Origin of the sequence: Microcoleus sp. AT9b-C3 (genome assembly GCF_036705485.1) — a bacterium.
GTDB lineage: Bacteria > Cyanobacteriota > Cyanobacteriia > Cyanobacteriales > Microcoleaceae > Microcoleus.
Map to the genome: position 1 here is coordinate 58,151 of NZ_JAUBUR010000025.1, position 24,110 is coordinate 82,260.

Annotated in this window: 22 protein-coding genes and 1 pseudogene; 10 read left to right on the plus strand and 13 right to left on the minus strand. The window is 45.8% G+C overall.

Annotated elements, in window-relative coordinates; all coding sequences use genetic code 11:
- Positions 1-84: 84 nt before the first annotated feature.
- A complete protein-coding gene (cruF, locus tag QUB77_RS21120) occupies positions 85-1,026 on the plus strand; it encodes a gamma-carotene 1'-hydroxylase CruF (protein WP_333177149.1) in 942 nt (313 codons plus the stop codon).
- A gap of 233 nt (positions 1,027-1,259) precedes the next feature.
- Positions 1,260-2,462: a 2'-O-glycosyltransferase CruG gene (gene cruG / locus QUB77_RS21125; protein WP_333177146.1), complete on the plus strand. Its 1,203-nt coding sequence runs from the start codon at positions 1,260-1,262 to the stop codon at positions 2,460-2,462.
- A 568-nt stretch (positions 2,463-3,030) separates the two neighbouring features.
- Here the strand turns inward: cruG and QUB77_RS21130 are convergent.
- On the minus strand, positions 3,031-8,130 hold the full coding sequence (locus QUB77_RS21130; protein WP_333323346.1) for an FG-GAP-like repeat-containing protein: 5,100 nt from the start codon (positions 8,128-8,130) through the stop codon (positions 3,031-3,033).
- A 3-nt stretch (positions 8,131-8,133) separates the two neighbouring features.
- A complete protein-coding gene (locus QUB77_RS21135; protein ID WP_333177143.1) occupies positions 8,134-8,307 on the minus strand; it encodes a hypothetical protein in 174 nt (57 codons plus the stop codon).
- A gap of 591 nt (positions 8,308-8,898) precedes the next feature.
- Here QUB77_RS21135 and QUB77_RS21140 point away from each other — a divergent pair.
- Positions 8,899-9,963, plus strand: a complete 1,065-nt coding sequence (locus tag QUB77_RS21140; protein WP_333177140.1) for a TIGR03032 family protein — start codon at positions 8,899-8,901, stop codon at positions 9,961-9,963.
- Between the two features lie 97 nt (positions 9,964-10,060).
- On the opposite strand, the gene QUB77_RS21145 is transcribed toward QUB77_RS21140, so the two are convergent.
- A complete protein-coding gene (locus tag QUB77_RS21145; protein WP_333177136.1) occupies positions 10,061-10,699 on the minus strand; it encodes a pentapeptide repeat-containing protein in 639 nt (212 codons plus the stop codon).
- Between the two features lie 57 nt (positions 10,700-10,756).
- Between QUB77_RS21145 and QUB77_RS21150 the strand changes: the two genes are divergently transcribed.
- The gene (locus tag QUB77_RS21150; RefSeq protein WP_333177134.1) at positions 10,757-11,302 is read left to right on the plus strand and encodes a dual specificity protein phosphatase family protein; all 546 of its coding nucleotides are present in this window, start codon (positions 10,757-10,759) and stop codon (positions 11,300-11,302) included.
- Between the two features lie 164 nt (positions 11,303-11,466).
- Here QUB77_RS21150 and QUB77_RS21155 read toward each other — a convergent pair.
- From QUB77_RS21155 to QUB77_RS21195, 9 genes and pseudogenes are all read right to left on the minus strand, one after another.
- Positions 11,467-11,745: pseudogene (locus QUB77_RS21155) on the minus strand (penicillin-binding transpeptidase domain-containing protein); the annotation flags it as partial.
- A 67-nt stretch (positions 11,746-11,812) separates the two neighbouring features.
- Positions 11,813-11,941 (minus strand): hypothetical protein, encoded by a 129-nt coding sequence (locus tag QUB77_RS21160; RefSeq protein ID WP_333177132.1) that lies wholly within the window; start codon positions 11,939-11,941, stop codon positions 11,813-11,815.
- 308 nt (positions 11,942-12,249) lie between these two features.
- Complete coding sequence (locus tag QUB77_RS21165; RefSeq protein WP_333177128.1) at positions 12,250-14,502, minus strand: PBP1A family penicillin-binding protein; 2,253 nt, start codon at positions 14,500-14,502, stop codon at positions 12,250-12,252.
- Between the two features lie 338 nt (positions 14,503-14,840).
- Entirely contained in the window at positions 14,841-14,963 is a 123-nt protein-coding gene (locus QUB77_RS21170; protein ID WP_333109398.1) for a photosystem II reaction center protein J, read from the minus strand.
- Positions 14,964-15,032: 69 nt separating this feature from the next.
- Positions 15,033-15,155 (minus strand): photosystem II reaction center protein L, encoded by a 123-nt coding sequence (locus QUB77_RS21175; RefSeq protein WP_172190234.1) that lies wholly within the window; start codon positions 15,153-15,155, stop codon positions 15,033-15,035.
- Positions 15,156-15,164: 9 nt separating this feature from the next.
- Entirely contained in the window at positions 15,165-15,302 is a 138-nt protein-coding gene (psbF, locus tag QUB77_RS21180) for a cytochrome b559 subunit beta (RefSeq protein WP_006635504.1), read from the minus strand.
- 20 nt (positions 15,303-15,322) lie between these two features.
- A complete protein-coding gene (psbE, locus tag QUB77_RS21185) occupies positions 15,323-15,571 on the minus strand; it encodes a cytochrome b559 subunit alpha (RefSeq protein ID WP_006635503.1) in 249 nt (82 codons plus the stop codon).
- Positions 15,572-15,627: 56 nt separating this feature from the next.
- Entirely contained in the window at positions 15,628-16,641 is a 1,014-nt protein-coding gene (locus QUB77_RS21190) for a photosynthesis system II assembly factor Ycf48 (protein ID WP_333177125.1), read from the minus strand.
- Positions 16,628-16,963 (minus strand): rubredoxin, encoded by a 336-nt coding sequence (locus QUB77_RS21195; protein WP_333177122.1) that lies wholly within the window; start codon positions 16,961-16,963, stop codon positions 16,628-16,630. Before QUB77_RS21195 ends, QUB77_RS21190 begins: the two co-directional genes overlap by 14 nt.
- A 366-nt stretch (positions 16,964-17,329) precedes the next feature.
- On the opposite strand from QUB77_RS21195, the gene ndhC reads away from it, so the two are divergent.
- The 6 genes from ndhC to QUB77_RS21225 all read left to right on the plus strand — a co-directional run bounded on the left by ndhC (position 17,330) and on the right by QUB77_RS21225 (position 23,257).
- Positions 17,330-17,692, plus strand: coding sequence for a photosynthetic/respiratory NAD(P)H-quinone oxidoreductase subunit C (gene ndhC / locus QUB77_RS21200; RefSeq protein ID WP_006635500.1), 363 nt, complete (start codon positions 17,330-17,332; stop codon positions 17,690-17,692).
- Positions 17,683-18,408, plus strand: coding sequence for a photosynthetic/respiratory NAD(P)H-quinone oxidoreductase subunit K (gene ndhK / locus QUB77_RS21205; protein ID WP_333177119.1), 726 nt, complete (start codon positions 17,683-17,685; stop codon positions 18,406-18,408). The genes ndhC and ndhK overlap by 10 nt, the downstream gene beginning before the upstream one ends.
- On the plus strand, positions 18,401-18,904 hold the full coding sequence (locus QUB77_RS21210) for an NAD(P)H-quinone oxidoreductase subunit J (protein ID WP_333177116.1): 504 nt from the start codon (positions 18,401-18,403) through the stop codon (positions 18,902-18,904). The genes ndhK and QUB77_RS21210 overlap by 8 nt, the downstream gene beginning before the upstream one ends.
- A 472-nt stretch (positions 18,905-19,376) precedes the next feature.
- Entirely contained in the window at positions 19,377-20,021 is a 645-nt protein-coding gene (locus QUB77_RS21215; RefSeq protein WP_333177113.1) for a DUF4760 domain-containing protein, read from the plus strand.
- A gap of 1,518 nt (positions 20,022-21,539) precedes the next feature.
- Positions 21,540-23,003, plus strand: coding sequence for a class I SAM-dependent methyltransferase (locus tag QUB77_RS21220; RefSeq protein ID WP_333177111.1), 1,464 nt, complete (start codon positions 21,540-21,542; stop codon positions 23,001-23,003).
- A gap of 50 nt (positions 23,004-23,053) precedes the next feature.
- The gene (locus tag QUB77_RS21225) at positions 23,054-23,257 is read left to right on the plus strand and encodes a Uma2 family endonuclease (protein WP_333177108.1); all 204 of its coding nucleotides are present in this window, start codon (positions 23,054-23,056) and stop codon (positions 23,255-23,257) included.
- A 34-nt stretch (positions 23,258-23,291) separates the two neighbouring features.
- Here the strand turns inward: QUB77_RS21225 and QUB77_RS21230 are convergent, their stop codons facing one another.
- Positions 23,292-24,092, minus strand: coding sequence for a calcium-binding protein (locus tag QUB77_RS21230; RefSeq protein WP_333177103.1), 801 nt, complete (start codon positions 24,090-24,092; stop codon positions 23,292-23,294).
- Between the last annotated feature and the right edge of the window lie 18 nt (positions 24,093-24,110).

Sequence of the window (24,110 nt, forward strand, 5' to 3'; positions counted from 1 at the left end):
TGACTCAAATGCAGTTGGTTTTTTGTTAAAGTTTGTAAACTGTTAAGAGTGCTTTCTGCATCTAATATTTTTTCGAGGAGTCCCATGAAGCAACTTTTGATTGCTGAGCGCTTTTGCCTGATTGCCCACGTCTTGTCAATGGCTTTTGGATTGGCAGGGTTGCTGCTGATTTTACCCCGTCCCGAATTGGTGATGAGTTTGCCACCAGCAGGGCAAACGCTATTCCAGTGGGGGATGGCTGGGGGTGGAGTAGTTTATATCATTTTTGGTGCAGCAGCCGTTGCTCTTTATGCCTTTCGGACTTTGGGTTTGGGTGCAACTCTGGCTTTTTTACTGCCTTCTGTGTTTTTGTCCTTGAGTAGCGAGTTGTTGGGAACAAGTACGGGTTTTCCCTTCGGCCACTACCACTATTTGAGCGGTTTGGGTTACAAAATTGCAGGGCTGGTTCCGTTTACAATTCCCCTCTCGTGGTTTTATCTGGGACTGGTTTCATACATAATTGCTCGCGCTGGAGTAGCTGGCGGTAAAGGTGAACTCAACTGGGTGCGCCAAATAGGGGCGATCGCCCTTGGTGCTTTGCTGCTAACAGCTTGGGATTTTGTACTAGATCCGGCGATGAGTCAAACTTCTGTGCCTTTTTGGGAGTTTGAGGAACTTGGGGCTTTCTTTGGGATGCCTTACCGCAATTTAGCTGGCTGGATGGGTACGGGGGCGCTATTTATGTCTGTAGCAGCTTTCTTGTGGAGAAAAACACCGATTAAATTAGAGCGATCGGAATTGGGTTTGCCCTTAATTGTTTATTTGGTAAACTTTGCTTTCGGAGCAATTATCACTGTAACTTCGTTGGATTCTCGGTTCTGGTTCCCGACATCGCTAGCGGTGCTTCTGGGCGTAGTTCCGGCGATCGCGTTAAGCTGGATCGCTAAACCCGCAGCAGGTGACGTAACCGAAACAATGCCGTCTTTGGATACACCTGTTATCACGGCTGAAATTCCACCTCAGCCCGTGGGCGTTTTGCGTAAGTGAGTTGCTAGCAAGCAACTGCGGCTGATTTAGCAAAAATTTACACTAAATTTTGAGCTAGTTTAAAAACCCGGTTTCTACAAAAAACCGGGTTTTTCAGCGGCGATTTTTTCATTCCCAATTCCTGTAATATGTTTGAGGCAAAAATTTGATTGAATTTTTTAAATTGACACCAACCGTAATTCCCAATTCTTCAATTGAAAATCTAAAATCTAAAATCTAAAATCTAAAATCCCATGATCGCCCCTCACCTGTTCTCTCAACCGCTGACAAGTATCATCGCTGTCGCATTCCTGCTGCTGCAATTGCCCGCCGCAGCCATTCTGATGTCGCGCTTAATTAAAGGCCCATCGCGCATCCCGCCCCTGGAACCGGATTCGCCGACGTTGGATTTGTTGGGTGCTTGTACTGCGGTAGTACCGACTTTGAACGAAGCCGATCGAATTTCGCCTTGTTTGGAAGGATTAAGCCGCCAAAGTTACGAACTCCGAGAAGCGATCGTGGTTGACAGCTATTCGGTAGACGGAACCGGAGATTTAGTCAAAGCAGCAGCACAAAAAGACCCCCGGTTTCGCTTGATTAACGACGATCCGCTGCCGGCGGGTTGGGTAGGGCGTCCCTGGGCGCTGAATGCAGGTTTTTTGGCAAGTTCCGAGAAGTGCGAGTGGATTTTGGGGATAGATGCCGATACTGTGCCGCATCCGGGTTTGATTGCGAGTTTACTCAAAACGGCGAAAGCTGGAAATTACGATTTGATTTCGCTGTCGCCGCAGTTTATCCTCAAGTATCCGGGGGAGTTGTGGCTGCAACCTGCTTTGTTAATGACTTTGGTTTATCGGTTCGGGCCGACGGGGACTGGCGGGGATGTGCCGGAACGGGTGATGGCGAACGGTCAGTGTTTCTTGTGTAAGCGCGAGGTTTTGGCGGCATTAGGGGGCTATGAGGTCGCGAGGGGTTCTTTTTGCGATGATGTGACTCTGGCTCGCTATGCGGCTGCTAAGGGCTTTAAGGTGGGCTTTTTGGACGGGGCTAAAGTGTTGAAGGTGCGGATGTATGAAGGGGCGATCGAGACTTGGAATGAATGGGGTCGATCGCTCGATTTGAAAGATGCTGCTTCAAGCGGTCAAATTTGGGGCGATTTGTGGCTGTTGCTGGCGGTTCAAGGTTTGCCGGTGCCGATCGTATTGTGCTATTTGCTGTTTGGTTCGCTGCCGCCGGTGGGTGTATTTCCCCACTTTTGGCTGTTGGGATTGAATGTATTTTTGGTTGCAGTGCGATCGGCTTTGTGTTTGGCGATCGCACCTTCCTACGATACAACTGGGGCATCGGGTAAATGGCTGTTTTGGCTTTCACCTTTAGCCGATCCGCTGGCATTTTTGCGAATTCTAATTTCGGCTTTAAATCAGCCTACTCAGTGGCGCGGCCGTAAGTATGAATAATCATTAAATTTTTGGTACTTCTTTTAAAATTGGTAGAAGTGCGAACTCACTTTTCTTTCTTTCTTAAATCAGCCGGCAATTAGCAGATATTATCAAATTCGTACTCACTCCAACGCTAACACCTAACTGCTCCCGGATATCAGCTTGTTCATTACCACTGATTAACTTTTGTCTTGGACGCACGCGGGGCCAAAAACCCTGGTGGTTGAGCAAAGCGGCGCACTCAGCGAAGTCGAAGTGTCCAAACCCTGCATCAATATTTCTCAAAGAGATCCACGATTTTTTGGCTCAACCAGGTTTTTTTGACTTGATATCGTTTCCGGTTGCACCAGCGACACGATCTAGATGACACCGCAGTGCCGTTTCCCTACCCGGATTAATTTTCGGGAAACGGCACTGCGCCGTCTCGAAAGCTGTGGGTAATATTAACTCCGATACTACCGGATTTGACTTGAGTCCTAAAGCCATTACCTACACCGCCACAGATAGTATCAGGAACTAAGTGTCCAAACAGGGAGGCAAACGCCTCCCTGTGATGGCTTAGCGTATAGTATCTTCCCCAGCAATCTTACAAGAAAGAGCTACTATTAAGAGCCGTTGGATTGAGATTATAAACTACTCCCAAGTAGTCATTCCCTGATTTGATGGCCGTTGATACTACAGCAGTTGCACCATCTAATATGACATTAACAGACTCAAAAGTTAGTTGACTGAAAGTGACACCAATCAACTGCATTTGATCGTCCGCACTGAAGTCAGTAATTACATCAGCTTGAGATGGGTCAGTAGCCGTATCTTGTAATACAAAGATATCATTTCCTGCGCCTCCTGTGAGAATATCCAAACCGGAATCGCCATTCAGGATATCATTACCCGCGCCGCCTGATAAGATATCATCTTGCTTACCACCGCGCAGGGTATCATTGCCATCACCACCTAGCAGCATATCGTTGTCATTATTCCCACTAACAAAATCGTTGTCAATACCGCCATCGATCCAGTCGGAACCTTTACCGCCAAATAGTTGATCGTCACCACCTGCACCCACCAGATTATCTTCTCCTTGATTAGCAAAATAGGTATCTGGTGATTCTAAACCTGTTAATGAGTCGTTACCAGAGAGAGCAAATGTGGTTAAACCTAATGCTTGTGGGGGGATGCTGCTATCATTGCCATCTGTTAGTAGGTAAACATCACCTAATAGGGTGTTTTCTGGTAAACCCGATCGCACATTACTTGATACCGATGGTTTTGGCATTGCGATCGCAATTTGCACTTCCCCTGTTGTTGAAAGTGTCGGTAGTGCGATCGGTGTTGGAGTTGGTGTTGTTGGAGTTGGTGTTATTGGAGTTGGTGTTGTTGGAGTTGGTGTTGGAGTTGGCGTATCAGTTGGAGTTGGAGTTGGCGTATCAGTTGGCGTATTAGCGGGAGTTGGTGTGGTTGTTGGAGTTGGAGTTGGAGTTGGCGTATTAGTTGGAGTTGGCGTATCAGTTGGAGTTGGTGTTGGAGTTGGCGTATCAGTTGGCGTATTAGTTGGAGTTGGCGTATCAGTTGGAGTTGGTGTTGGAGTTGGCGTATCAGTTGGCGTATTAGTTGGAGTTGGCGTATCAGTTGGAGTTGGAGTTGGAGTTGGCGTATCAGTTGGAATTGGTGTTGGAGTTGGAGTTGGAGTTGGCGTATCAGTTGGAATTGGTGTTGGAGTTGGAGTTGCGATCGGAGTTGGAGTTGGTGTTGGAGTTACAGGGGTATTACCACCAGTTGAAATTTGTTCATCTAACGCTGTACCCGTGTTTTCTGCAACTAGAGAATCAAGGGTTTTTTGACCGGCACCAAATGCTTTAAAGTCTTGAGTTGTTTCACCTAAAGCAATTTTTTGGATTACTGCTACTTGTTTTTGCAGTTGTGTGAGATCGGTATTAGTGGCGATCGCCTCTACAATACGTTGATTAGATGCTGCTATTACCTGCGCTAATGCTGGTGCCGCCACTAATATCTCTTGGGCGTTAAAATTAGGATCGATCGCTTTCACCCGATCGCCCACTTGGACGATTAAATCCGCCACTTGTTCGGGCTTGGTGAAATCTAATGGTACTCCGGTTTGGATGCGATCGGCGATCGTACTAACTATGTGCTTAACAGCATCACCCAAAGTCAGATTACTTGCACCTTCAATTAATCCCGCTGTTTGAGTGATCGAGTTTTGGGCTGCAAGCATCGCCGTTAATGCTGCTTTAGCACCGGGTTGTTCGCCTTTAGTAGCTGCGATCGGATCGATATAATTCAGCGGTATGTCGCTGGCTATACCCAAAGCGCTAGTGACTTTGGCATTCGCATCATTAACGCTTAAACCGATCTCGACTAATTCAGCTAAAATGCTAGTCAGTAAAGTAATTACAGTTGCATCGGGTGTCGCTTTGAGCGGAGTTTCTAGGGGTAAACCCGTACCGATGTCGGTGCCGCCAAAAGCAACTAAATTACCTTCACTCGGATCGAGTTTACCGTTATTATTAGTATCAAAAGTGCTCAAAGGAATATCAAAACCAAATGCACCTTGACTGTCTGTTGTTCCTTTGGGTTCGTTCGGATCGATGATGCCATTTTTGTTAGGATCAAAGAAGACATTCGCACCGGCAATATAGTCGTCAATAACAAAACCCGTGGAGTTCCAGCCTTGAAGATGCAATAACTCACTGACACTCTTACCATCATTGTCAGTAGCTTTAACTTCTACCCATTGTGGTAAAGATAAATTAGTTCCTGGTACTTGACGGAGAGTGCGAGTAGTGGGGTCAAAGTTTAGCGAAGCATTCGGCCCGTCAAATATTGTCGGAATAGTAGTTACCGAAGCATTTTCTGTTTTGCGCTTGTAGTAACCCCCATTTAGGGCCTGCGTCCAAATATAATCTTGTCCCTCGGCGACAGAATTATTATCTAGGGCGGTGACAGTATAGGTGACAGTATCGCCCGGATTTGGATCGATAAATGTGTCAGGAGCAAAGACAAAAGCGGTATTGCTAGAAAATCCAGTAGCACGACTTTGATCCCATATTGGTTTATTGACGATGGGCGGTTGATTGTCAAGAGGTGGCGTAACTGGTGTTGGTGTTGGTGTTGGCGTAACTGGTGTTGGCGTTGGCGTAACTGGTGTTGGCGTTGGCGTAACTGGTGTTGGCGTTGGCGTAACTGGTGTTGGCGTTGGCGTAACTGGTGTTGGCGTTGGGGTTGGTGTTACGGGTGTTGGCGTTGGTGTTACGGGCGTTGGGGTTGGTGTTGCTGGCGTTGGCGTTGTTGTTGGTGTTGGCGTTGGTGTTGGCGTTGGGGTTGGTGTTACGGGTGTTGGGGTTGGTGTTACGGGCGTTGGGGTTGGTGTTGCTGGCGTTGGCGTTGTTGTTGGTGTTGGTGTTGGCGTTGGGGTTGGTGTTACGGGTGTTGGCGTTGGGGTTGGTGTTACGGGTGTTGGAGTTGGGGTTGGTGTTGGCGTTACTGGCGTCAGATCGGCAGTACGAATTAGTTGAATTGCAGCGGTATTATTATTACCCGCATTATCCGTAGCTTTAGCTGCAAGTACATCAACTGTGATATTACCACTAGCACTGGGAGTGACATCAAAGGTGTAAGTTTTCGCATCAACAGTGACAAAATTACCGACAGTCGCATTGGCTACGGTGATATCAGTATTATCAAACCCAGTGACATTTTCACTAAAGGTAGCGGTGACGCTAAATAAACCGTTGACTGTGGTTGCTGAAGTTGATGTTAAGGCAACTGTGGGTGCAATGTTATCAATAACTATGGCTTTGCTACCGCTGAGGGAGTTAGCTGAGGCTAAAGCCGGAAGAGTTAAGACGGCATCAAAGGCTGTATCAGCAGTCTCTTTAATTGTGCCGCCGTTGAGGGTGAGAGAATTGGTGGCGAGATATTCTAAGTCAGGGGAAGTGTCTCCTGCTTGCACTACATAGTTGAAGGTGAGGGCTGTAGTGCCACTACCAGAGGCGTAATTGGCAAATTGGTCAGTTGTACCTGTTTCTAGTTGGAGTTGGGGTGTGCCGGTGACGGTGACAGCGGCATCGAAGGTGACGGTGATGGGGATGGTGGCACCGACGCCGTAGCTGCCGTCAGGGGTGGTGGCGGTGACAGCAGTAACTTTGGGGGTGGTGTTTAGCAGGATGGAGACGTTGTCGATGAAGTTCGCCGTTACTAAGTCAGGTTTCCCATCGCCGTTGAAGTCACCGATGCTGACGGATCTGGAACCACCGCCAGTTGGGAAAGTGACTTGGGTAGCGAATGTGGGGGTGCCCGCTCCAGCGGGGGTGGTGTTGAGTAGGATGGAGGCATTACTGTCGTTGCTGTTTAAGTTCGCCACAGCTAAGTCAGGTTTCCCGTCGCCATTGAAGTTGCCGATGCTGACGGAGCTGGGGGCACCACCAGTTGGGAAGGTGAAACCTGCGGCGAAAGTGGGAGCGGTGGCTGAGGTGGTGGTAGTGTTGAGCAGGATGGATGCGTTGTTGCTGCCTTGGTTCGCCACGGCTAAGTCGGGTTTGCCGTCGCCGTTGAAGTCGCCGATGCTGACGGAGCTGGGGTTAATGCCAGTAGCGAAGGTGACTTGCGGGGCAAAGGTGGGGGTGGTGGCTCCGGTGGGGGTGGTATTGAGCAGGATACTGGCGGTGTTGCTGCTAAAGTTCGCCACAGCTAAGTCGGGTTTGCCGTCGCTGTTGATGTCGCCAATGCTGACGGAGACGGGATTGCTTGTTGCGAAGGTGACTTGTGTGGCGAAAGTGGGAGTGGTGGCTCCTGTCGGCGTGGTGTTAAGCAGGATGGATGCGTTGTTGCTGCCTTGGTTCGCCACGGCTAAGTCGGGTTTGCCGTCGCCGTTGAAGTCGCCGATGCTGACGGAGCTGGGGTTAATGCCAGTAGCGAAGGTGACTTGCGGGGCAAAGGTGGGGGTGGTGGCTCCGGTGGGGGTGGTATTGAGCAGGATACTGGCGGTGTTGCTGCTAAAGTTCGCCACAGCTAAGTCGGGTTTGCCGTCGCTGTTGATGTCGCCAATGCTGACGGACCTGGGGCTATTGTCAGTAGCGAAGGTGACCTGGGTGGCGAAGGCGGGGGTGATGGTGTTGGTAGCAGTGGTATTGAGCAGTATGGAGGCTGTGCCACTGCTGTTCGCCGCACCGTCGTGCGCCACAGCTAAGTCAGGCTTCCCGTCGCCGTTGATGTCGCCGATGCTGACGGAGTTCGGCCGATCGCCGGTTATTAAGAAGTCTACTTTGGGGCCGAAGCCTAGTACGCCGCTGTAGGTTTTGAGGGTGGTTTCTACGATCGCCAGTTTGGACACTTCGCCGGATGGGGGAATGAGTTGGGGGATGTCCCAGGTGCCACCTAGTTCTGAGTTACCTGTAGGTTGGGAGTTAGCGGCGATGTTTGCTCCTGTGAGTTGGTGGAGTTGAGTCAGGAATTGGTGCCCGGATTTCCCGGCTGCTACGTTACATCCATACAATATGATGCTGGCGTTGGCAGTGAGGGCGTTTCGCCACTGTTGCAACTGTTGGCTGTAGTTTTCGATATTGCTGCTGTTGAGTTCTGTCGTGCCTAAGTAAATCTTGCCGGGGCTACCGTGGGTGATGATGTGTAGGGCATCGATGCCTTTATGCTGAGCTAAGAGTGTGGTGATTTGCTATATGGCATCAGGCTGGCTTTCGAGGATGTAGGTTGCTGTGTCCGGTTTGATGCCTTGGGCTATGTAGTTGCTGTCGGGTACTGTGGGGTCAAGAATGACGATCGAGCTTGGCTGGTTGCTCATGCAAGCAACAAAGAGATTTTTTTTGTTAAGTTGAGTTAAGGTTTTCATCTGTTTTTGCTTTAGGTAGAATTACTGATTTTTGAGCTGCTAAAAGCGATCGCCTGATTCGATTTGCGATGGCGGTATTTCTATCTGGTAACGACGGATGACACCCTAAAATTTTAATTACTAGGAGCTTAACAGGGTGCGATCGTACTGTCAGGGTTTGAGCTTCTCATTTACTAAATCTTTATATTTCTCTGGCTATTTTATGCAAATTATAAAAACTCGAAGTCGGAGCGAGTTTACAGAAGTTCTCGCCCAAGAGTGCAGAAAAAGGGTGAACCATTGGTGTTAACTTAAGGTGAAAAGTAGTATCGGTCTTCTGTCTGAGTCACAATCCTCTCGATCCCCCCTAGCCCCCCTTAATAAGGGGGGGACAAGATCGTCGTCCAAGTCCCCCTTAGTAAGGGGAATTTAGGGGGATCGAGACTTCAATACAAACGAGAGAGACAGAGGGTTTTAGTTTCAGTCTTAAGTGGCGCGGGGGCGGGTTTATGAGATGATTGATTTTAGGCAATTATGGTTGCTAAAATCCGCCCCTACAAGAATTACGCTCTCCCTACATTTGGGATATATAAAGATATGCCTCTAGATTCTATGAATAACAAACAAGCTACTTTCAATACAGTCTCCGAACACGAGATTTTTGGCGATCGCGAGTTCCCAATTTGGCTAACTCAACAACAAATCAGCCTCGCTTGCACTACCTATCAAACAAGCAGGTTAATGTTAATCGGTGCTGTGCCAGAAACGAACAGAATCTCGGCTTTTTGGCGAATATTCGATCGCGCAATGGGGCTTTTCTGCACGCCGGAACGCCTTTATTTAAGTTCAAAATATCAACTTTGGCAATTAGATAATGTCTTAGAAGCCGGTCAATTATACCAAGGATACGATAAATTATATATACCAAGAATCGGTTATACTACAGGTGATATCGACATTCACGATATCGCTGTCGATAAAAATAATCAAATCATTTTTATTAGCACATTATTTAATTGTATCGCTACTTTGAGCGATCGCCACAGTTGCAAACCTCTCTGGAAACCAGGTTTTATATCACAATATATCAACGAAGACCGCTGTCACCTTAACGGTTTGGCAATGGTAGCTGGAGAGGCGAAATATGTCACAGCGTCGAGTCAGTCGGATGTGGTGGATGGCTGGCGCGATCGCCGAAAAAACGGCGGTATAGTTATTGATATTGAATCTAATGATATTATCGTCACAGGATTGTCAATGCCACACTCACCCCGCTGGTATCTAGACAAGTTGTGGTTGCTGAATTCGGGGCGGGGAGAATTTGGTTATGTGGATTTAGATACAGGGAAATTTGAGGCGATTACGTTTTGTCCGGGATATGTCCGAGGACTGGCTTTTTGGCAAAATTGGGCAATTGTGGGACTCTCGAAACCTCGGGGTGGTGACAATACTTTTAGCGGTTTAGAATTGGATGAGTTGTTAGCAGCCAAGGATGCTGAGGCTCGGTGTGGTATGATGGTGATTGATTTGACTACTGGGGCGATCGTTCACTGGTTGCGGTTTGAAGGAATTGTTACAGAACTCTATGATGTGCAGGTGATTCCGGCAGTGCAAAAGCCGATGGCCTTGGGTTTTCAAACGGAGGAAATTGCTCAGTTAATTACTTTGGAACTTTAACCGCAGATGGTGGCGGATGTACGCTGATGGACGCAGATAAATGTTGACAGGATTTACCCACGGGGTGTGGGAGAAAGTATTGAAGCGGGATTTGGTATTACTCAAAAATCGCCCCATTTAACGAAGTTTTTCTTAAGTCTACTCTAGCTAAATTTACACCTCTTAAATCAGTACCTGTTAAACAAGTATTGCTTAAATCTGCATAACTCAAATCAGCACCTTTGAGATTAGCATCAGATAAATTTGCTCCTGATAAGTTCGCCCTCACAAGTTGCGCTCCACTCAAATTGCTGCCACTCAAATTTGCCGATTGCATCTGTGCTGCCATTAAGTTGGCTTTGCTTAAATTAGTGCCGCTGAGGTTAGCCAAATTCAATTTAGCATAACTCAAATCAATGTTTTCCAAGCAACGTTCGCTCAATTGCGCGCATCGCAAGTTAGCATTAATAAAAAACCTGTCTCCAACCGCATAACGGCGCACCAATTCGTCAACTTCCAGCCGAATTAAAACTGGTTCGCAGGTATTTTGGTAGCACCACGATGTCTCCAATAAACTAGCGGCTGCTTCAATTGCTACCTTGTCGCTTTTAGGGAGCACCAAACTATTGCACCCATCCCACTCACCGTTGAGCATAAATGCCATGTCAGAAGCTGCTGCAATTGAGTCGCATAGCAAAACGGTTTCTGGTTTGGGTTGCAGCCAGTTCATTAAACCGATCGAGCTCTTGTTTTTCACTGTTGATTCATGATTTGTGCGTCTTTCTTAATTATAGGTAAAAATATTGAAAACAGTATGCACCAATTCGCTGCGGCTTTAGAGAAGGAATTAATTGTGTTTGGTGCAGCCAGACCAGGATACCGCGATGCAGAAGTTGCTCGCTGGATTGAATTTATGCAGGGGCATAATATCAAGCAAGTTTGCTGCTTGCTCGCTCAGACCCAACTCATCCGCTACAGTGACTTACTAGGAACATATCGGAAAATATTTGGGTGCGATCGAGTTTGCTGGGCGCCGATTGCAGACTTTGAATTGGTCGATCGCGATATTTTAATCGATCGAATATTGCCGTTTTTGGAATCTGCAAATAGCAAAGGCGAACGGGTGGTAGTTCACTGTTCCGGGGGGATCGGACGTACAGGACAGGTTTTGGCTGCTTGGTTGGTCAGCCGGCGGGGATTGTCTAACAAACAGGCGATCGCAGCAGTAAAAAAAACTGGCAGAAATCCCTATGAAGCAGCAATCGTAGCTTGTTTAAAAGGTCGAAACCCCTGGCTAGTCGTTGAAGAACTTAATGCTCTCTTAGATGATTGTCGCCTTGTTGCGAGAAATGATATATAGCGCTATAGCAACTATATATATGTGCCAATTCCGTAAGCCCTAAAAGATTTAAAAGACTCGGCTTCCTACGGTGGAACTCAGGTATCGAATAAATTTGTATTCTGGCTGTCACCGTTAGCGGATCGGCTGGCATTTTTGCGAATATTACAGAACAAATAACGCGCTTACAACAGCGCAATATCCTTGAAGCAAGGGCGCGTTAACTCGATTCTTGCAGATGCGTCATCTTTGTTGCGGATGTCCATGTTGGTAGCAAAAAAGTAAACATTTTTATACTTTTCTAAATAACTTACATACCAGCCAATTTGAGGCTTTGTTTGTTATCCAAAATTTGCCCAGCCTGTTTTGGCTCTAATTGTGTAATCGGGAGTTTGTTCAACAATTATGATGTCTTTCACTAGAGACAGCGATCGCTCAAAAAAGGGTAAGTCATTTGATCGGAGGGGAGACACAGCTATAAAGCTGATAGGTCAACCGTTTTAGCTTTGTTGTCGCCCCCTGAAGGCATTGTCATCCCGTCAAGCGATCGCGTGGTGGTGGACTCAGCATAAAAAATAGTGAAAAGGGCGATCGCACTCGGAACTTCCTTGCTTGCGGGCGATCGGCTTTTCCCGAAAAATCATTGATATCGAGCGGCAATGGACAATAAGTATTTAGTTCAAATTTTCAACTCTGCCAGTTAATGCTCGAAATCTAACACCTATCTCAGAAGGAAAACTATCCGGCTTTAAGAAGTTTAGAAAATCTTAATGTTCTGATTTAATCTGCTTAATTGGGGTTAAAGTTAATGATTTTAAGAAGGTTTTTTTAGTTATTTAGTAATGCACAAATTCATGGTTTTGTCAAATGAATTTTGAGGCGTTTACCCTGTGGAGTTGACAAGCTGTACCGCATTTAAATTGCATATTTCAATGCCTTATCAAAATTCGTCCAATCCCCGCCTCCACTCAACGCGCCACCTGCCGCATATACTCCCCCCACAACTGAGCAGCATTTGCACTACCTCCCCCAGTCGGAGAATTATCATCATTTCCCAACCAAACTCCTGTCACCAGTTGCTGACTCGGAATATAACCGACAAACCACAAATCTCTATTATCATTAGTCGTGCCTGTTTTTCCAGCTTCTCCTAACCCCAAAGCAGCACTGCTACCCGTACCTCCGCGCACCACACCTTGCAGCATATCTGTCATCGTATCCGCTACGCCTTCAGAAACTAACTGCCGATTGGCAACGCCATCTTTTTGATAGTCATAAATCACCCGGCAACTGTTAAAATCATTTCGATCTTTGCAATCGCTGCTGTCAATAATTCGCTTAATTACGTGGGGACGATTTCCCAAACCCCGATTGGCCAAAACCCCGAAAGCACCCGTTAATTGCAACACATTAACTTCACTTTCACCTAATACTAAACCCGGATTAGAACGCAGTTCAGATGTAATCCCTAAACGTCTGGCCATTTGCACCACATTGTCTAAACCGACATCCTGTGCTATTCTCAAAGCAACTGCATTTTCCGACTGTGCTAAACCCCGATACATATCAGCACTGCCGCTGGTTCTTTCGCAACCACTGTAACTTTGTCCGCCCCAGGAAAGGGGGGCGCAAGAATAAGTTTTATCGGGTGAGATTCCCCGTTCCAGGGCGGCTGCATAGGTGAAAATCTTAAATGTAGAACCGGGCTGTCTCAAAGCTTGAGTAGCCCGATTAAACTGACTTTTCAAATAATCTACGCCCCCAACTAAAGCTAAGACTTCTCCGGTTGTACTGTTGAGAGTTACCACTGCTCCTTGAGAAAAACCTGCACTAGATCCCGCATTTTCAACCGCATTTCTGAGGGAAGTTTCCGCCAACTTTTGCAGGCCGGGATTCAAACCTGTTTCTACAATAAAATTGCCTTCTCGGGCTAACTGCTCCCCCAGCAAAAACTCCAATTCGTCAAATACATAACTGTAGAAATAAGGGGCGATCGTACTTTGCAGATATTGGCGGGCTTTAGGATTAATCTCAATTCGCGATCGCCTCGCGCGATCGGCTTCTTCCTGAGAAATCGTCCCCAGAGCGCGCATTCGTTCGATTACTCGATCGCGATACTGCACCGCCAACTGATAATTTTGAATCGGATTAAAACTGTTTGGCGCCGGCAAAATGCCCGCCAAAGTTGCCGCCTCTGACAAAGTTAAATCCTTCGCCGACTTGCCAAAATAAAACCGAGCCGCATCCTCAAAACCGTAAAGGTCAATTCCCAGAAACACCCGATTTAAATAAGTCAGCAACAGCTCGTCTTTGCTGTAATAATTCTCCAGTTTCAACGCAACTACAGCTTCCCGCAACTTGCGTCCTGCCGAATCTTGAGTTCCCACATAATCTCGAAACAAACTCCTCGCTAACTGCTGTGTCACAGTGCTGCCGCCTTCGCGTATTCCTCCCCCGCGAACATTGGTCAAAAGCGCGCGCAAAACTCCGATCGGATCTACCCCCAAATGCCAATTGTAGCGGCTGTCTTCCGAAGCAAGTACCGCCTTGGATAAATAAGGCGAAAAATCCTGCAATTGCTTTAATTCTAAGTGAGCGTTATTCTGAGGAGGACGCAGGGGAGTTTGCCCGTCGCGGGCGTAAACAATCACGGGGCCATTGATACTTCTCGGCAGAGGCCGCACTTGAAACTTTGTCGATTCCATGCCTACCAACACGGCAATCACAGCGGTGATTCCGCTGACGCTGTAAAAGCTGTAACGCACAAGTTGCACATACCAAGGCGGCGGATATACGTACTGAATTCTGACAGCGGCGGCTAGTTCCGGCGGCCCTAAAGTGAACACGTCTCCGTGACGCAGGGACATACTTTTAACTCGCCTTTTGCCATTGTAAATGCCGTTTGTGGAGTCTTCATCTTTGATGACAAAAGGAGTCCGCCGCCGACTATCGCGCGACAGGGATAAGTGCACGTGACTGACAACGGGATTGCGAACTACAATATCTGAAGATTTTGACGATCGACCTAACAAATATCGATCGCCCAACAGCGGATAAACCTCAGCTTTAGCTGCACCCGCATCCTGTACCCACAGTTCGGGTACTTTGGCGTTTGGTTTCAGCGCTAGCTGGTTAAAATTAACCTTGGCAATAGTCTGGACTGCTTGGGTAATCGCACCCAAGACGGTTTGAGGTTTGCGGGGCGGCGGCGGTGGGGTCATATTTCGCTGTGCACTACGATCGAGCGATCGGCTCTTGCACCATTCTACTCGCAACTTTTGGCTAATTTCAGGATCTGCCCCATAGAAGGAGGCGATCGTCGGCTAGTGGCGATCAATTTTGGGGTTATGGGTGAACCCGCAGGGCGAGCAGTTTCTTGAGCCAATCTCCACCCAACCACAAAAAATCTCGCTCTCACGAGAGAATTATAATATCATAAAACTTGCTCATCAATCAACACTTTATAGCAAATTTATCCCTAATTTACCAACACAATTCGCATAATTAAAACCCCCCTTTTTCAAGGGGGGTTAAAAGCCGAAAATCAGTTTGATTCTCCTTACATCGAAGAACCCAAACCGGCATAAGCACCGTAGAAGAAAAGGCTCACAATGGTTAGAACACCGAGACCTGCGACAGTAGCTACCAGCCACAAAGGAATTCTGCCACTTTCACTAAACATAGCTATCACCTCACTAATTCACAGCTAAACACATTCGATCGAACTATCGAAAGCAAACTCAGACACCAGTTAATTAAAGAAATAACTGGAAAACAAAATACCCAGAGTAAAAATCAGCAACAAACCCAGATACAAAGAAGTCCGGTTTAACTCAACAGGCTGCTCGTTGGGATTAGGAACGCGCTCAGGCATTGTAAACTCCTATCGTTGAATAAATTGCATTGCTGCGATCGCGCCCAAAAAGAAAATTGTTGGGACACCTAAAGTATGAACTGCCAACCAGCGTACCGTAAAAATCGGATACGAAATTGGCTCATTATTTGGGGTTCTGCTCGTCATTTTTCCAAATCCTTATTAAATTACTTGGCAATGAACTGATCTACTTGTTTCTTAGCTTCAAAGCGATCCGAGATAATCGGCACTTCTTCCCGCTGCGGTGTGAAATACTGGTTAGGGCGAGGAGTTCCGAAAGCATCGTAAGCCAAACCCGTTTGCACAAACAGCCATCCAGCAATAAACAAAGCTGGAATGGTGATGCTGTGAATTACCCAATAACGGATACTTGTAATAATGTCCCCAAACGGACGTTCTCCAGTTGTACCAGCCATTTAGAATCCTCCTTTCAACAACAAATTGACAGACAATCTCTATTACTATTCTACTATCAAGCCGCTTGCGCTGAACCTTGATATTTAAGTAAAGTACCGCTCGCGCCGATCACAAATCCGCGATCGGGACCCATAAAGACAATCCTGTAAAAATTAGCGGGAACATCTTCTACTTCGCGGTCTTTTAGCCAAGTTTTCCCGCCGTCCAAACTGCACAGCAAATTGCCGCCGCCGCCAGCTACCCACACTTCATTATCAGTCCGGTAAGCCATATCCAGCAAACCCCAACTCGCCTTGCGATCGGGAAAAAACGGTTTTCCCCAACCTTCAGGATTGGACGGGTCGCTAAACTGAATCTGACCACCACGGGCGAGCATCCACAAACGCCCATCCTTGGTAAAGCCCATATTTTGCAGGCGGCGAGAACTATTGCGGTTGTGAGGTTCCCAAGCTTGTTGTCCGGGTTTCCACACCGAGTAGAAATTGCCCTTCGAGGAAACTGCAACATACTGCCCGTCTTCAGAACGGTTGATATTGCGAACTACCCCAAAAGAATCCTGCACGACAGCTTTCCAATTTTTGCCGCCGTCCGAAGTCCGGTAAATCGCCCCGACATCAGTCGTCATCTCGGCGGAATTCGGGCCCAAAGCGGCGATCGTACTCGGAGAACCGGGCAACTGAGAGCTCAAAGCAATCCGCGTCCAAGACTTGCCCTCATCTTCTGTATGGAGCAAGACTGAAGGCTGACCGACAATCCAGCCTTCGGAACCCGAAAAACTCACCGATGCAAAACGCGACCTCGGATCGTCGATATCCAGTGCTACAGACTTCCAGCTAGTGCCACCGTCAAGGGTTTCGAGCAAAGTCGCCTCAGAACCCACAACCCAGCCGTGCTGAGGATTGCCTGTAAAGGCAATATCCTGCAAATTAGCTTCCGTTGGCAAGGAAATCACTTGCCACGGGTTGTAACTCACAGAACCGATGGTGCTGCAACTCGTACAGATGAGCGCAGCGGCCAATAACATTACAATTCGTTGCCAAAATCTCACAATCGTTTTACTGCAAACCATACATACTAAGTAACAACAAGAAACCAACGACCAAGCCGCCAAAAATCAGCAAACTTTTCTGACCTTCGGTCATGCCGTTGACACCGACACCGTAGCGCTGATTTGCCTTAAACCCGGATACCCCTTCCATCTGACCGAGATTTTGAAACATCGACTTGCGCGCCCCGCAAACGGGACAGACCCAAGTCGGGGTCACATCTGTAAAAGCAGTGCCAGGGGCAATTGCATTTTTAGGATCGCCCTTTGTAGGATTGTAGACGTAGCCGCAGGCTCGGCACTCGTGCCGATCGAGGGTATTAGTCTCCGTGGCTCGATCGCTCATAAATCCAAAAGAGTAGGTCAGCTAATCGTGAAGTACCTCAACTAAACTTCGTTCGAGTTGGGGCTTCCAACTAAAACTCCTATTAGGACGGTCTTATTCGTCTTCGAGGTTTCCCGTCTCAAGCGCCGAGGCCACGTTAGGGACACCACAAGGGTGTTCGACACAAAGCGTCGATGGTGGTCTTACTTAGCGTCCACAGGCAGCCGCCCGTCTTCCACAGGCAGTTACAATATTAGAATATACATTAAAAATTATTGCAGAAGATGGATGATTAATCTCAACCAACTCGTAATTTTAGCTACCCAAAATCTATATAATGTAAAGATCGAGTTACAAACCCTTTCACCTAGGCAGTAATTATTCACCGTGTTTGCACTCAGCGGCTACGAGTATTTCTTAGGCTTCCTGTTAATTTCCAGCCTAGTCCCTATCCTCGCCCTCACGGCGTCTAAGGTACTGCGGCCCAAAAGTCGTCCCTACGACCGACGCACTACCTACGAATCCGGCGTCGAGCCGATCGGCGGAGCCTGGATTCAGTTCAACATCCGATATTATATGTTCGCCCTGGTCTTCGTCATCTTTGACGTAGAAACAGTCTTCCTCTATCCTTGGGCGGTTGCTTTCAACCAGCTAGGACTGTTGGCTTTCATCGAAGCCTTGTTTTTTATCACGATCCTCGTTATTGCTCTTGTCTATGCATGGCGCAAAGGAGCCTTGGAATGGTCTTAAGTTCTGACAAATCACAAAAACCTCTAATTGTCAACCCCGCTATTCGCCCTGAAGTCACATCCGAATTATCAGAGAATGTCATCCTAACTACGGTTGATGACCTCTACAATTGGGCGAGACTTTCGAGCCTGTGGCCGCTGCTGTACGGTACCGCTTGCTGCTTCATCGAATTTGCAGCTTTGATCGGATCGCGCTTTGACTTCGACAGATTCGGCTTAGTACCGCGATCGAGTCCGCGACAAGCCGACTTGATCATCACCGCCGGCACAATAACCATGAAGTACGCCCCCATCTTGGTGCGGCTGTACGAACAAATGCCGGAACCAAAATACGTGATCGCGATGGGTGCTTGCACCATCACCGGGGGAATGTTCAGCGTAGACTCCACCACAGCAGTCAGAGGCGTTGACAAACTGATTCCCGTAGACGTGTACATCCCCGGCTGTCCCCCCCGCCCAGAAGCGATTATTGACGCAATTATCAAACTGCGGAAAAAAATCGCCAACGATTCCATGCAAGAACGGGCCAATTTGCTGCCAACCCACCGCTACTACACCAGACCCCACAAGATGAAAGTAGTAGACGACATTTTGGACGGCAAATACTTGTCAGTTCCCGGCCGGATAGCGCCACCGAAAGAATTGACCGAAGCAATGGGAATGCCAGTACCGCCGGCCCTGCAAGCAGGACAAAAACAGGAGGTAAACCGTGGCTGAGACAGAATCTGCAATTGTTGAAGCCGGGAAGGTTTCCCAGTGGTTGACTCAGAATGGGTTTGAACACGAATCTTTAGCGGCCGATAATTTGGGCGTGGAGATATTAAAGGTCGATCGAGACTTCTTAATTCCCATGTCAACAGCACTGTATGCCTACGGGTTTAATTATATGCAGTGCCAGTGCGCCTACGACCAAGGGCCGGGACAAGATTTAGTCAGCGTCTACCACTTGGCTAAGCTGACAGATAATGCTTCCAAGCCTGAAGAAGTCCGCGTCAAAGTATTCGTTCCCCGCGAAGATCCCAGAGTGCCATCAGTCTACTGGATTTGGAAAGCAGCCGACTTTCAAGAGCGGGAATCCTACGATATGTACGGCATAGTCTACGAAGGACATCCGAATCTGAAACGGATTTTGATGAACGAAGATTGGGTAGGCTGGCCGCTGCGGAAAGATTACATTTCCCCTGATTTCTACGAATTGCAAGACGCTTATTAAGGGAGTTTTGAGTTTTTAGCTCAAAATTTATTTGGTCGTTTTGCATCCACTTCCTTGGGGAGTGGGTGCATTTTTTTGTGCGTTTTTTGGGAAAGAGCGATAACTGGTTCCCAGGCTGTGCCTGTGAACCAATATCGCTGTTGCTCTACCTCGCTTGCTTGGGATGGAGGCAGAGCCGCCGGATCTTCATTCCTAGGCTCTTTAGCCCGCTGGGTTGAAACGAAATTGTTTGCTATATAACCATACCGACTGGAAAGCCCTCGATCCCACTGTATTTCTGGAAAGGTAATCGCCCAAAGCAAAGCTACTTGAGAGTTATTCCGGGAAAACCATGAGTGGTTTGTAAAAGTGACTAAGTAGATGAGGTTAATTAAACGAACAATCCCACACGATCAAAGTCCTTTGTAGCCGGAAAATCAGCCTTTCGGTTTTTACGTTTATTTATACCCACCTACTTAATATTCGAGATTTAGTGAACACTAAGGAATTAAAAATGTTAACCAAACCGACAACTCCACTCAACAAAAGAGAACCCGATGGATTCCTCAAAATCAGTCTAAATCTCACAATGGGAATTGGAATTACTACCTTTATTGCAGCCATAACTTTAATCGCTGTTCATTTTTATAAATTAAAATACCGAGACACTTTAAATTTTGCGGTAACTACATTAGCTACTGCCGCAGGAATATCTAGTGCCGTATATGCTTTGCGGGGAATCGAAATCAATTTAGAGGACAAAAAAATCGATCGAACCTTGCGTTACATACAAATATGGAACGACCCTAGCTATTTTAGTGTGCGAAAAATTGCAGCAGAAATTTACAACGATCTCAAACATCTAGATGCGCAGAAAAGCAATGATTACATCAATAAGCTATATGGAGATGCAGACAAAAAGCAGGAAATAGTTAATGTTCTTAATTTTTTAGAAGAAATGTCTATGTGTGTCCATTTAGGTCTAGTTGATGAAACAATTTTGAAGGAATTTTATCGATATATAGTTGGTACTTATTGCGCTACATTTAAACTTTTTATTGACATATCTCGATCAGACAAAAAGAACGAGAGCCTTTATATCAATTTAACAAATTTATGTGCGAGATGGAACAACTAATTACCAAAATTTATATTTTTTGTAAAGGGTTTTTTGGCGCGGACTCAGGATATAACTGAGTCAAATGAATAAACAATCTGGAAATATTTCCGGATTGTTTTCCAAATCACTGTATTAACTTTTAACTAGGCAATAAAAAGGTGCATCCAGTCTCAGTGAAGGTTTTTACGACTCTGAAAACAAGGACGCACCTGGGCTTTTTTACGTAATGAAAGGAGAAATGATGAAACTATTTACTTGTTACTCAATCGACTTACTTTTTGAAGGAGATACAGGCTTCTAAAACCTGTTTGCTTTTGTCTGTCATTAATGATTATTAGTGTAGCAGATGCGACCAAAAGTCACCTATCTTTAAAATCGCATCCAACCGTGACAATTGTCACGAAAGCTAACATTTTCATACTTGACAGAACCACTAATTTTTGCAGAGAGTGAGAGGCAACTCACTTTCTGCAATTGCCTGATTAACCTAATTCTCTAGAACTCATAAACCTAATTTCAATCTAGAGAATTAGGTTGGTGAGTATCTCCATATTTCTCAACCCTCACACATCCAACTTTAGAGATCCCCCTCAAAATATGAAGGCGAGCTAATTTGTTGATTATCAGCATTACTGAATAGGGAAATCAAGGAAACCGATGCCACTCGATCGTTATCTTTCTTGTTAAAGTTCTTCATTTTCTGCTTTCTCCAGAGTGTAGATGAGAAAATCTAGCTTGAGAATGGGGGAAACACTTTTATTCCCATACCTTTGGGTTGGGAAATCATCTAAGCCTTTGAATACTCTGAGAGTTAGCCACACCAGAATAATTCCAGGTAAACTCAATCTGCAAAACACCAAACATAGATTGGTGCAACACCCTAAGACTTATTATTTTTTCCTAATTCAGCTAAGTTATAATGCCTGATAAACTAACTCAAACATGGAGAAGTCCCGATTTACTTTGCGACAAATCATAGACTGAACTCTGTTTTTAAGAGTTTAGGCAATCATACTGGCTTAAAAAAATAATACACCAAAGAGCTTCTCTCTGTCAACTTTTTCGTTAACGAGTTCTAGAGAGGTCTTCGGATTATACAAGACTGAGCGCATTGAGCTATCAGCCTATGAGTTGTCGCACCTACAAATATAAACAATTTGCAATAAAAGTCAAGCTTGTCGGTGATATATGACATGAATTTTAATGATCTTTATCTCCAATCCTTAGTGATATCAATCACTGGAAGAGCCGATTAAAATCCTTTCCGGTATCTACAATAAACCCTGTACCGATAATTAACATCAGTTATCTTACTGAAAAAAACCAACTCGATATTTCAGAACCGGATTAACTCTACTATTTAACTGGTTCCCACGCACAGCCGGGGAACCGATGTCTAGAGGCTTTGCCTCACTTGCTTGGGAACATTGGAGGTAGAGTCTCCGGATCTGCGTTACCAGGCTTAAGCCTGGTAACAAGTAGAATTGAGCGTGCCGGACAACAAGACGGCGCGATCGCAGTTTATAAATCTAACCGATGAGTTCCAACGATCGCAAAACCAAACTAGAATACGGGGATTTTCAGACACCGCTGGAATTAGCCGATATGGTGTGTCGGAAATTGATAGAACTTGATGTTAACCCCAAAGTCATCATTGAGCCAACTTGCGGGATAGGTAATTTCATTGAAGCTGCTGCAAATTCGTTTCCATCAGCCAGCAAGATTATCGGGGTTGAAATCAATCAAAGTTATTTAAGAGAATTAAGAGCTAAGCATGAATTGTTACAGGATGAAAGATATGAGGTTAAGCACGGAAATTTTTTTGATTTTGACTGGACATCATTAATCAACCACTTTAATCATAGGGTGCTGGTACTTGGCAACTTTCCTTGGGTAACTAACTCACAACAAGGAACTATTGGCAGTGAAAACTTGCCGAAAAAAAGTAATTTTCAAAAGCACACTGGCTTAGATGCACTAACAGGTAAAAGTAACTTCGATATCTCAGAATGGATGCTGATCCATGCGATACAATGGTTGCAAAATCGTGACGCCACTCTGGCAATGCTTTGCAAGACTTCCGTTGCTAGAAAGTTATTGAGTTACATTCATTCAAAAAAACTTAATCTCGCTAGCTGTGCAACTTACACAATAGATGCTAAAAAGTATTTTGGTGCAAATGTGGATGCCTGTTTGTTATACTGCAAGTTTGACTCAAGCTCACAAAACTACTTCTGCGATGTATTTAGCAGTTTAGAAAGTTCTGACGGCCATCGAATTGGATATCACAACAATCTCCTGGTTAAAGATATAGATTCTTTCAATAAATTGAGTAATTTATATGCTGTAAATTCAGGAACGAAATGGCGATCGGGCGTCAAACATGACTGCTCGAATGTGATGGAGTTTCGTAAAATAGATAATTTGTTTATCAATGGATTTGGGGAAACAGTCGATCTTGAGGAAACTTATCTATTTCCGCTACTTAAAGGATCGGATGTTGCTCAAAATCGCATTAATGCTACCGATCGATATATCCTAGTTACTCAAAAATTCATCGGTGAATCAACCGAAAATATCAAAACTATAGCTCCTAAAACCGGACGTTATCTAGAGAAATGCGGGCAATATCTAGATAATCGCAAAAGCAAAATTTATCAAAATAACCCTCGCTTTTCGATTTTTGGAGTAGGCGATTATAGCTTCCAACCTTGGAAAATTGCGATTTGCGGGCTTTATAAAAAATTGGATTTTAGGTTAATCGGTGAAATAGCTAATAAACCTGCAATCTTCGATGATACTGTTTACTTTCTCAGTTTTGATAGCGAGAGATTTGCACGTCAAACTTTTGAGCTTTTGAATTCACCGGCGGCAATTAACTTTTATTCAGCGATCGTATTTTGGGATGAAAAGCGCCCGATTAAATCCAGCATTTTAAATTGTCTGAATCTAGCAATGCTGGCAGATTCGGAATTTGTAACCGCAGATGCACGCAGATAAAGGCAGATACATAGAGATATAATTTATATTATCGGTAATTCTGAAAACCTATGACTCAAACTTTACCCAAACTCGTAAACTTCGACGAATTTGTGGAGTGGCTGCCAGAAAATCCGGCGGTACGCTACGAACTGCACAATCGAAAGATTATTCAAATAATACACCCTGTAGGCGAACATCAAGAAGTTACAGGCTTTCTTACGATCGCAATTGCTGTTCAAATTAATCATCTATACATGGAATCTGCTGTATGATAAGTTTGTCAGTCCAGGAATGATTGTCCTGAATTTAGAAACCCTGAACGGAAACAATCCTGCTTTCTAGTTCATTAGGCGTTACAACATCTACAAAACCTAAAATCGCCTTAGAATTCCTGACTCTGATGAGAGTTCCTGAATAAACTCCGCTAATTCCGCCTCTGAGTTGAGTTCCTGAAGCAGATCCGCTAGATGTGTCGGCCGGACCTGGAGGCAGTAATGGTTGTAAAGCTTGCGGCAGATCGAAAGTATATGTTAATGCCACATTCTGTACGGGCTCCAACACTATATCATTGACCGTTAAGTCACTCGCTAATCCAATGCGATCGAAATCAGGATTAAAACTTTCGATTATATCACTAGAATTGATATCTGTAGTGGCAGGATCTATTCCCAGAACGCATAAATTATTGCCCAACCCACACTCTAAGAAATCTCTGCCCAAGCCGCCAACTAGAGTATTATTTCCATCTCCGCCGGATAACAAATCATTGCCTCTCCCCCCAAATAAAATATCATCGCCAGCCTCTCCAAGAAGAAAATCAGCATCTAAACCACCACTGAGGGAGTTATTCCCCTCCTGTCCAAACAAGGCATCTCTTCCTTTTCCTCCAAATAAAGAATCGTTGCCTGCAAAACCTGTGAGAAAATCTTCCCCTTCATTTCCCAAGATTAACTCGCTAGCCTCTGAGCCATTTACTGTATCGTCGCCATCGAGAGCCCAAGCTCCTAAAGGAAAATTTGTTAGATCCGCAGGAAAAAGTTGAATGAATTCCGAGGTGTTGTCGCCAATTAAGCGCAATGTCCCTGACGCATCCGGTTTTAAAGCCATAGTTAAAATCTTTGTCTG

What these genes read in the sequence shown, in the direction of transcription:
- psbF (WP_006635504.1), bottom strand. Translation starts at nt 15,302, where the DNA reads ATGACGAGCAGAACCCCAAATAATGAGCCAATTTCGTATCCGATTTTT.
- QUB77_RS21225 (WP_333177108.1), top strand. Translation starts at nt 23,054, where the DNA reads ATGACTCAAACTTTACCCAAACTCGTAAACTTCGACGAATTTGTGGAG.
- QUB77_RS21135 (WP_333177143.1), bottom strand. Translation starts at nt 8,307, where the DNA reads ATGAAAACCTTAACTCAACTTAACAAAAAAAATCTCTTTGTTGCTTGC.
- QUB77_RS21150 (WP_333177134.1), top strand. Translation starts at nt 10,757, where the DNA reads ATGCACCAATTCGCTGCGGCTTTAGAGAAGGAATTAATTGTGTTTGGT.
- psbE (WP_006635503.1), bottom strand. Translation starts at nt 15,571, where the DNA reads ATGGCTGGTACAACTGGAGAACGTCCGTTTGGGGACATTATTACAAGT.
- ndhK (WP_333177119.1), top strand. Translation starts at nt 17,683, where the DNA reads ATGGTCTTAAGTTCTGACAAATCACAAAAACCTCTAATTGTCAACCCC.
- QUB77_RS21195 (WP_333177122.1), bottom strand. Translation starts at nt 16,963, where the DNA reads ATGAGCGATCGAGCCACGGAGACTAATACCCTCGATCGGCACGAGTGC.
- cruG (WP_333177146.1), top strand. Translation starts at nt 1,260, where the DNA reads ATGATCGCCCCTCACCTGTTCTCTCAACCGCTGACAAGTATCATCGCT.
- QUB77_RS21165 (WP_333177128.1), bottom strand. Translation starts at nt 14,502, where the DNA reads ATGACCCCACCGCCGCCGCCCCGCAAACCTCAAACCGTCTTGGGTGCG.
- QUB77_RS21170 (WP_333109398.1), bottom strand. Translation starts at nt 14,963, where the DNA reads ATGTTTAGTGAAAGTGGCAGAATTCCTTTGTGGCTGGTAGCTACTGTC.
- QUB77_RS21175 (WP_172190234.1), bottom strand. Translation starts at nt 15,155, where the DNA reads ATGCCTGAGCGCGTTCCTAATCCCAACGAGCAGCCTGTTGAGTTAAAC.
- QUB77_RS21230 (WP_333177103.1), bottom strand. Translation starts at nt 24,092, where the DNA reads ATGGCTTTAAAACCGGATGCGTCAGGGACATTGCGCTTAATTGGCGAC.
- QUB77_RS21220 (WP_333177111.1), top strand. Translation starts at nt 21,540, where the DNA reads ATGAGTTCCAACGATCGCAAAACCAAACTAGAATACGGGGATTTTCAG.
- QUB77_RS21140 (WP_333177140.1), top strand. Translation starts at nt 8,899, where the DNA reads ATGAATAACAAACAAGCTACTTTCAATACAGTCTCCGAACACGAGATT.
- cruF (WP_333177149.1), top strand. Translation starts at nt 85, where the DNA reads ATGAAGCAACTTTTGATTGCTGAGCGCTTTTGCCTGATTGCCCACGTC.
- QUB77_RS21190 (WP_333177125.1), bottom strand. Translation starts at nt 16,641, where the DNA reads ATGGTTTGCAGTAAAACGATTGTGAGATTTTGGCAACGAATTGTAATG.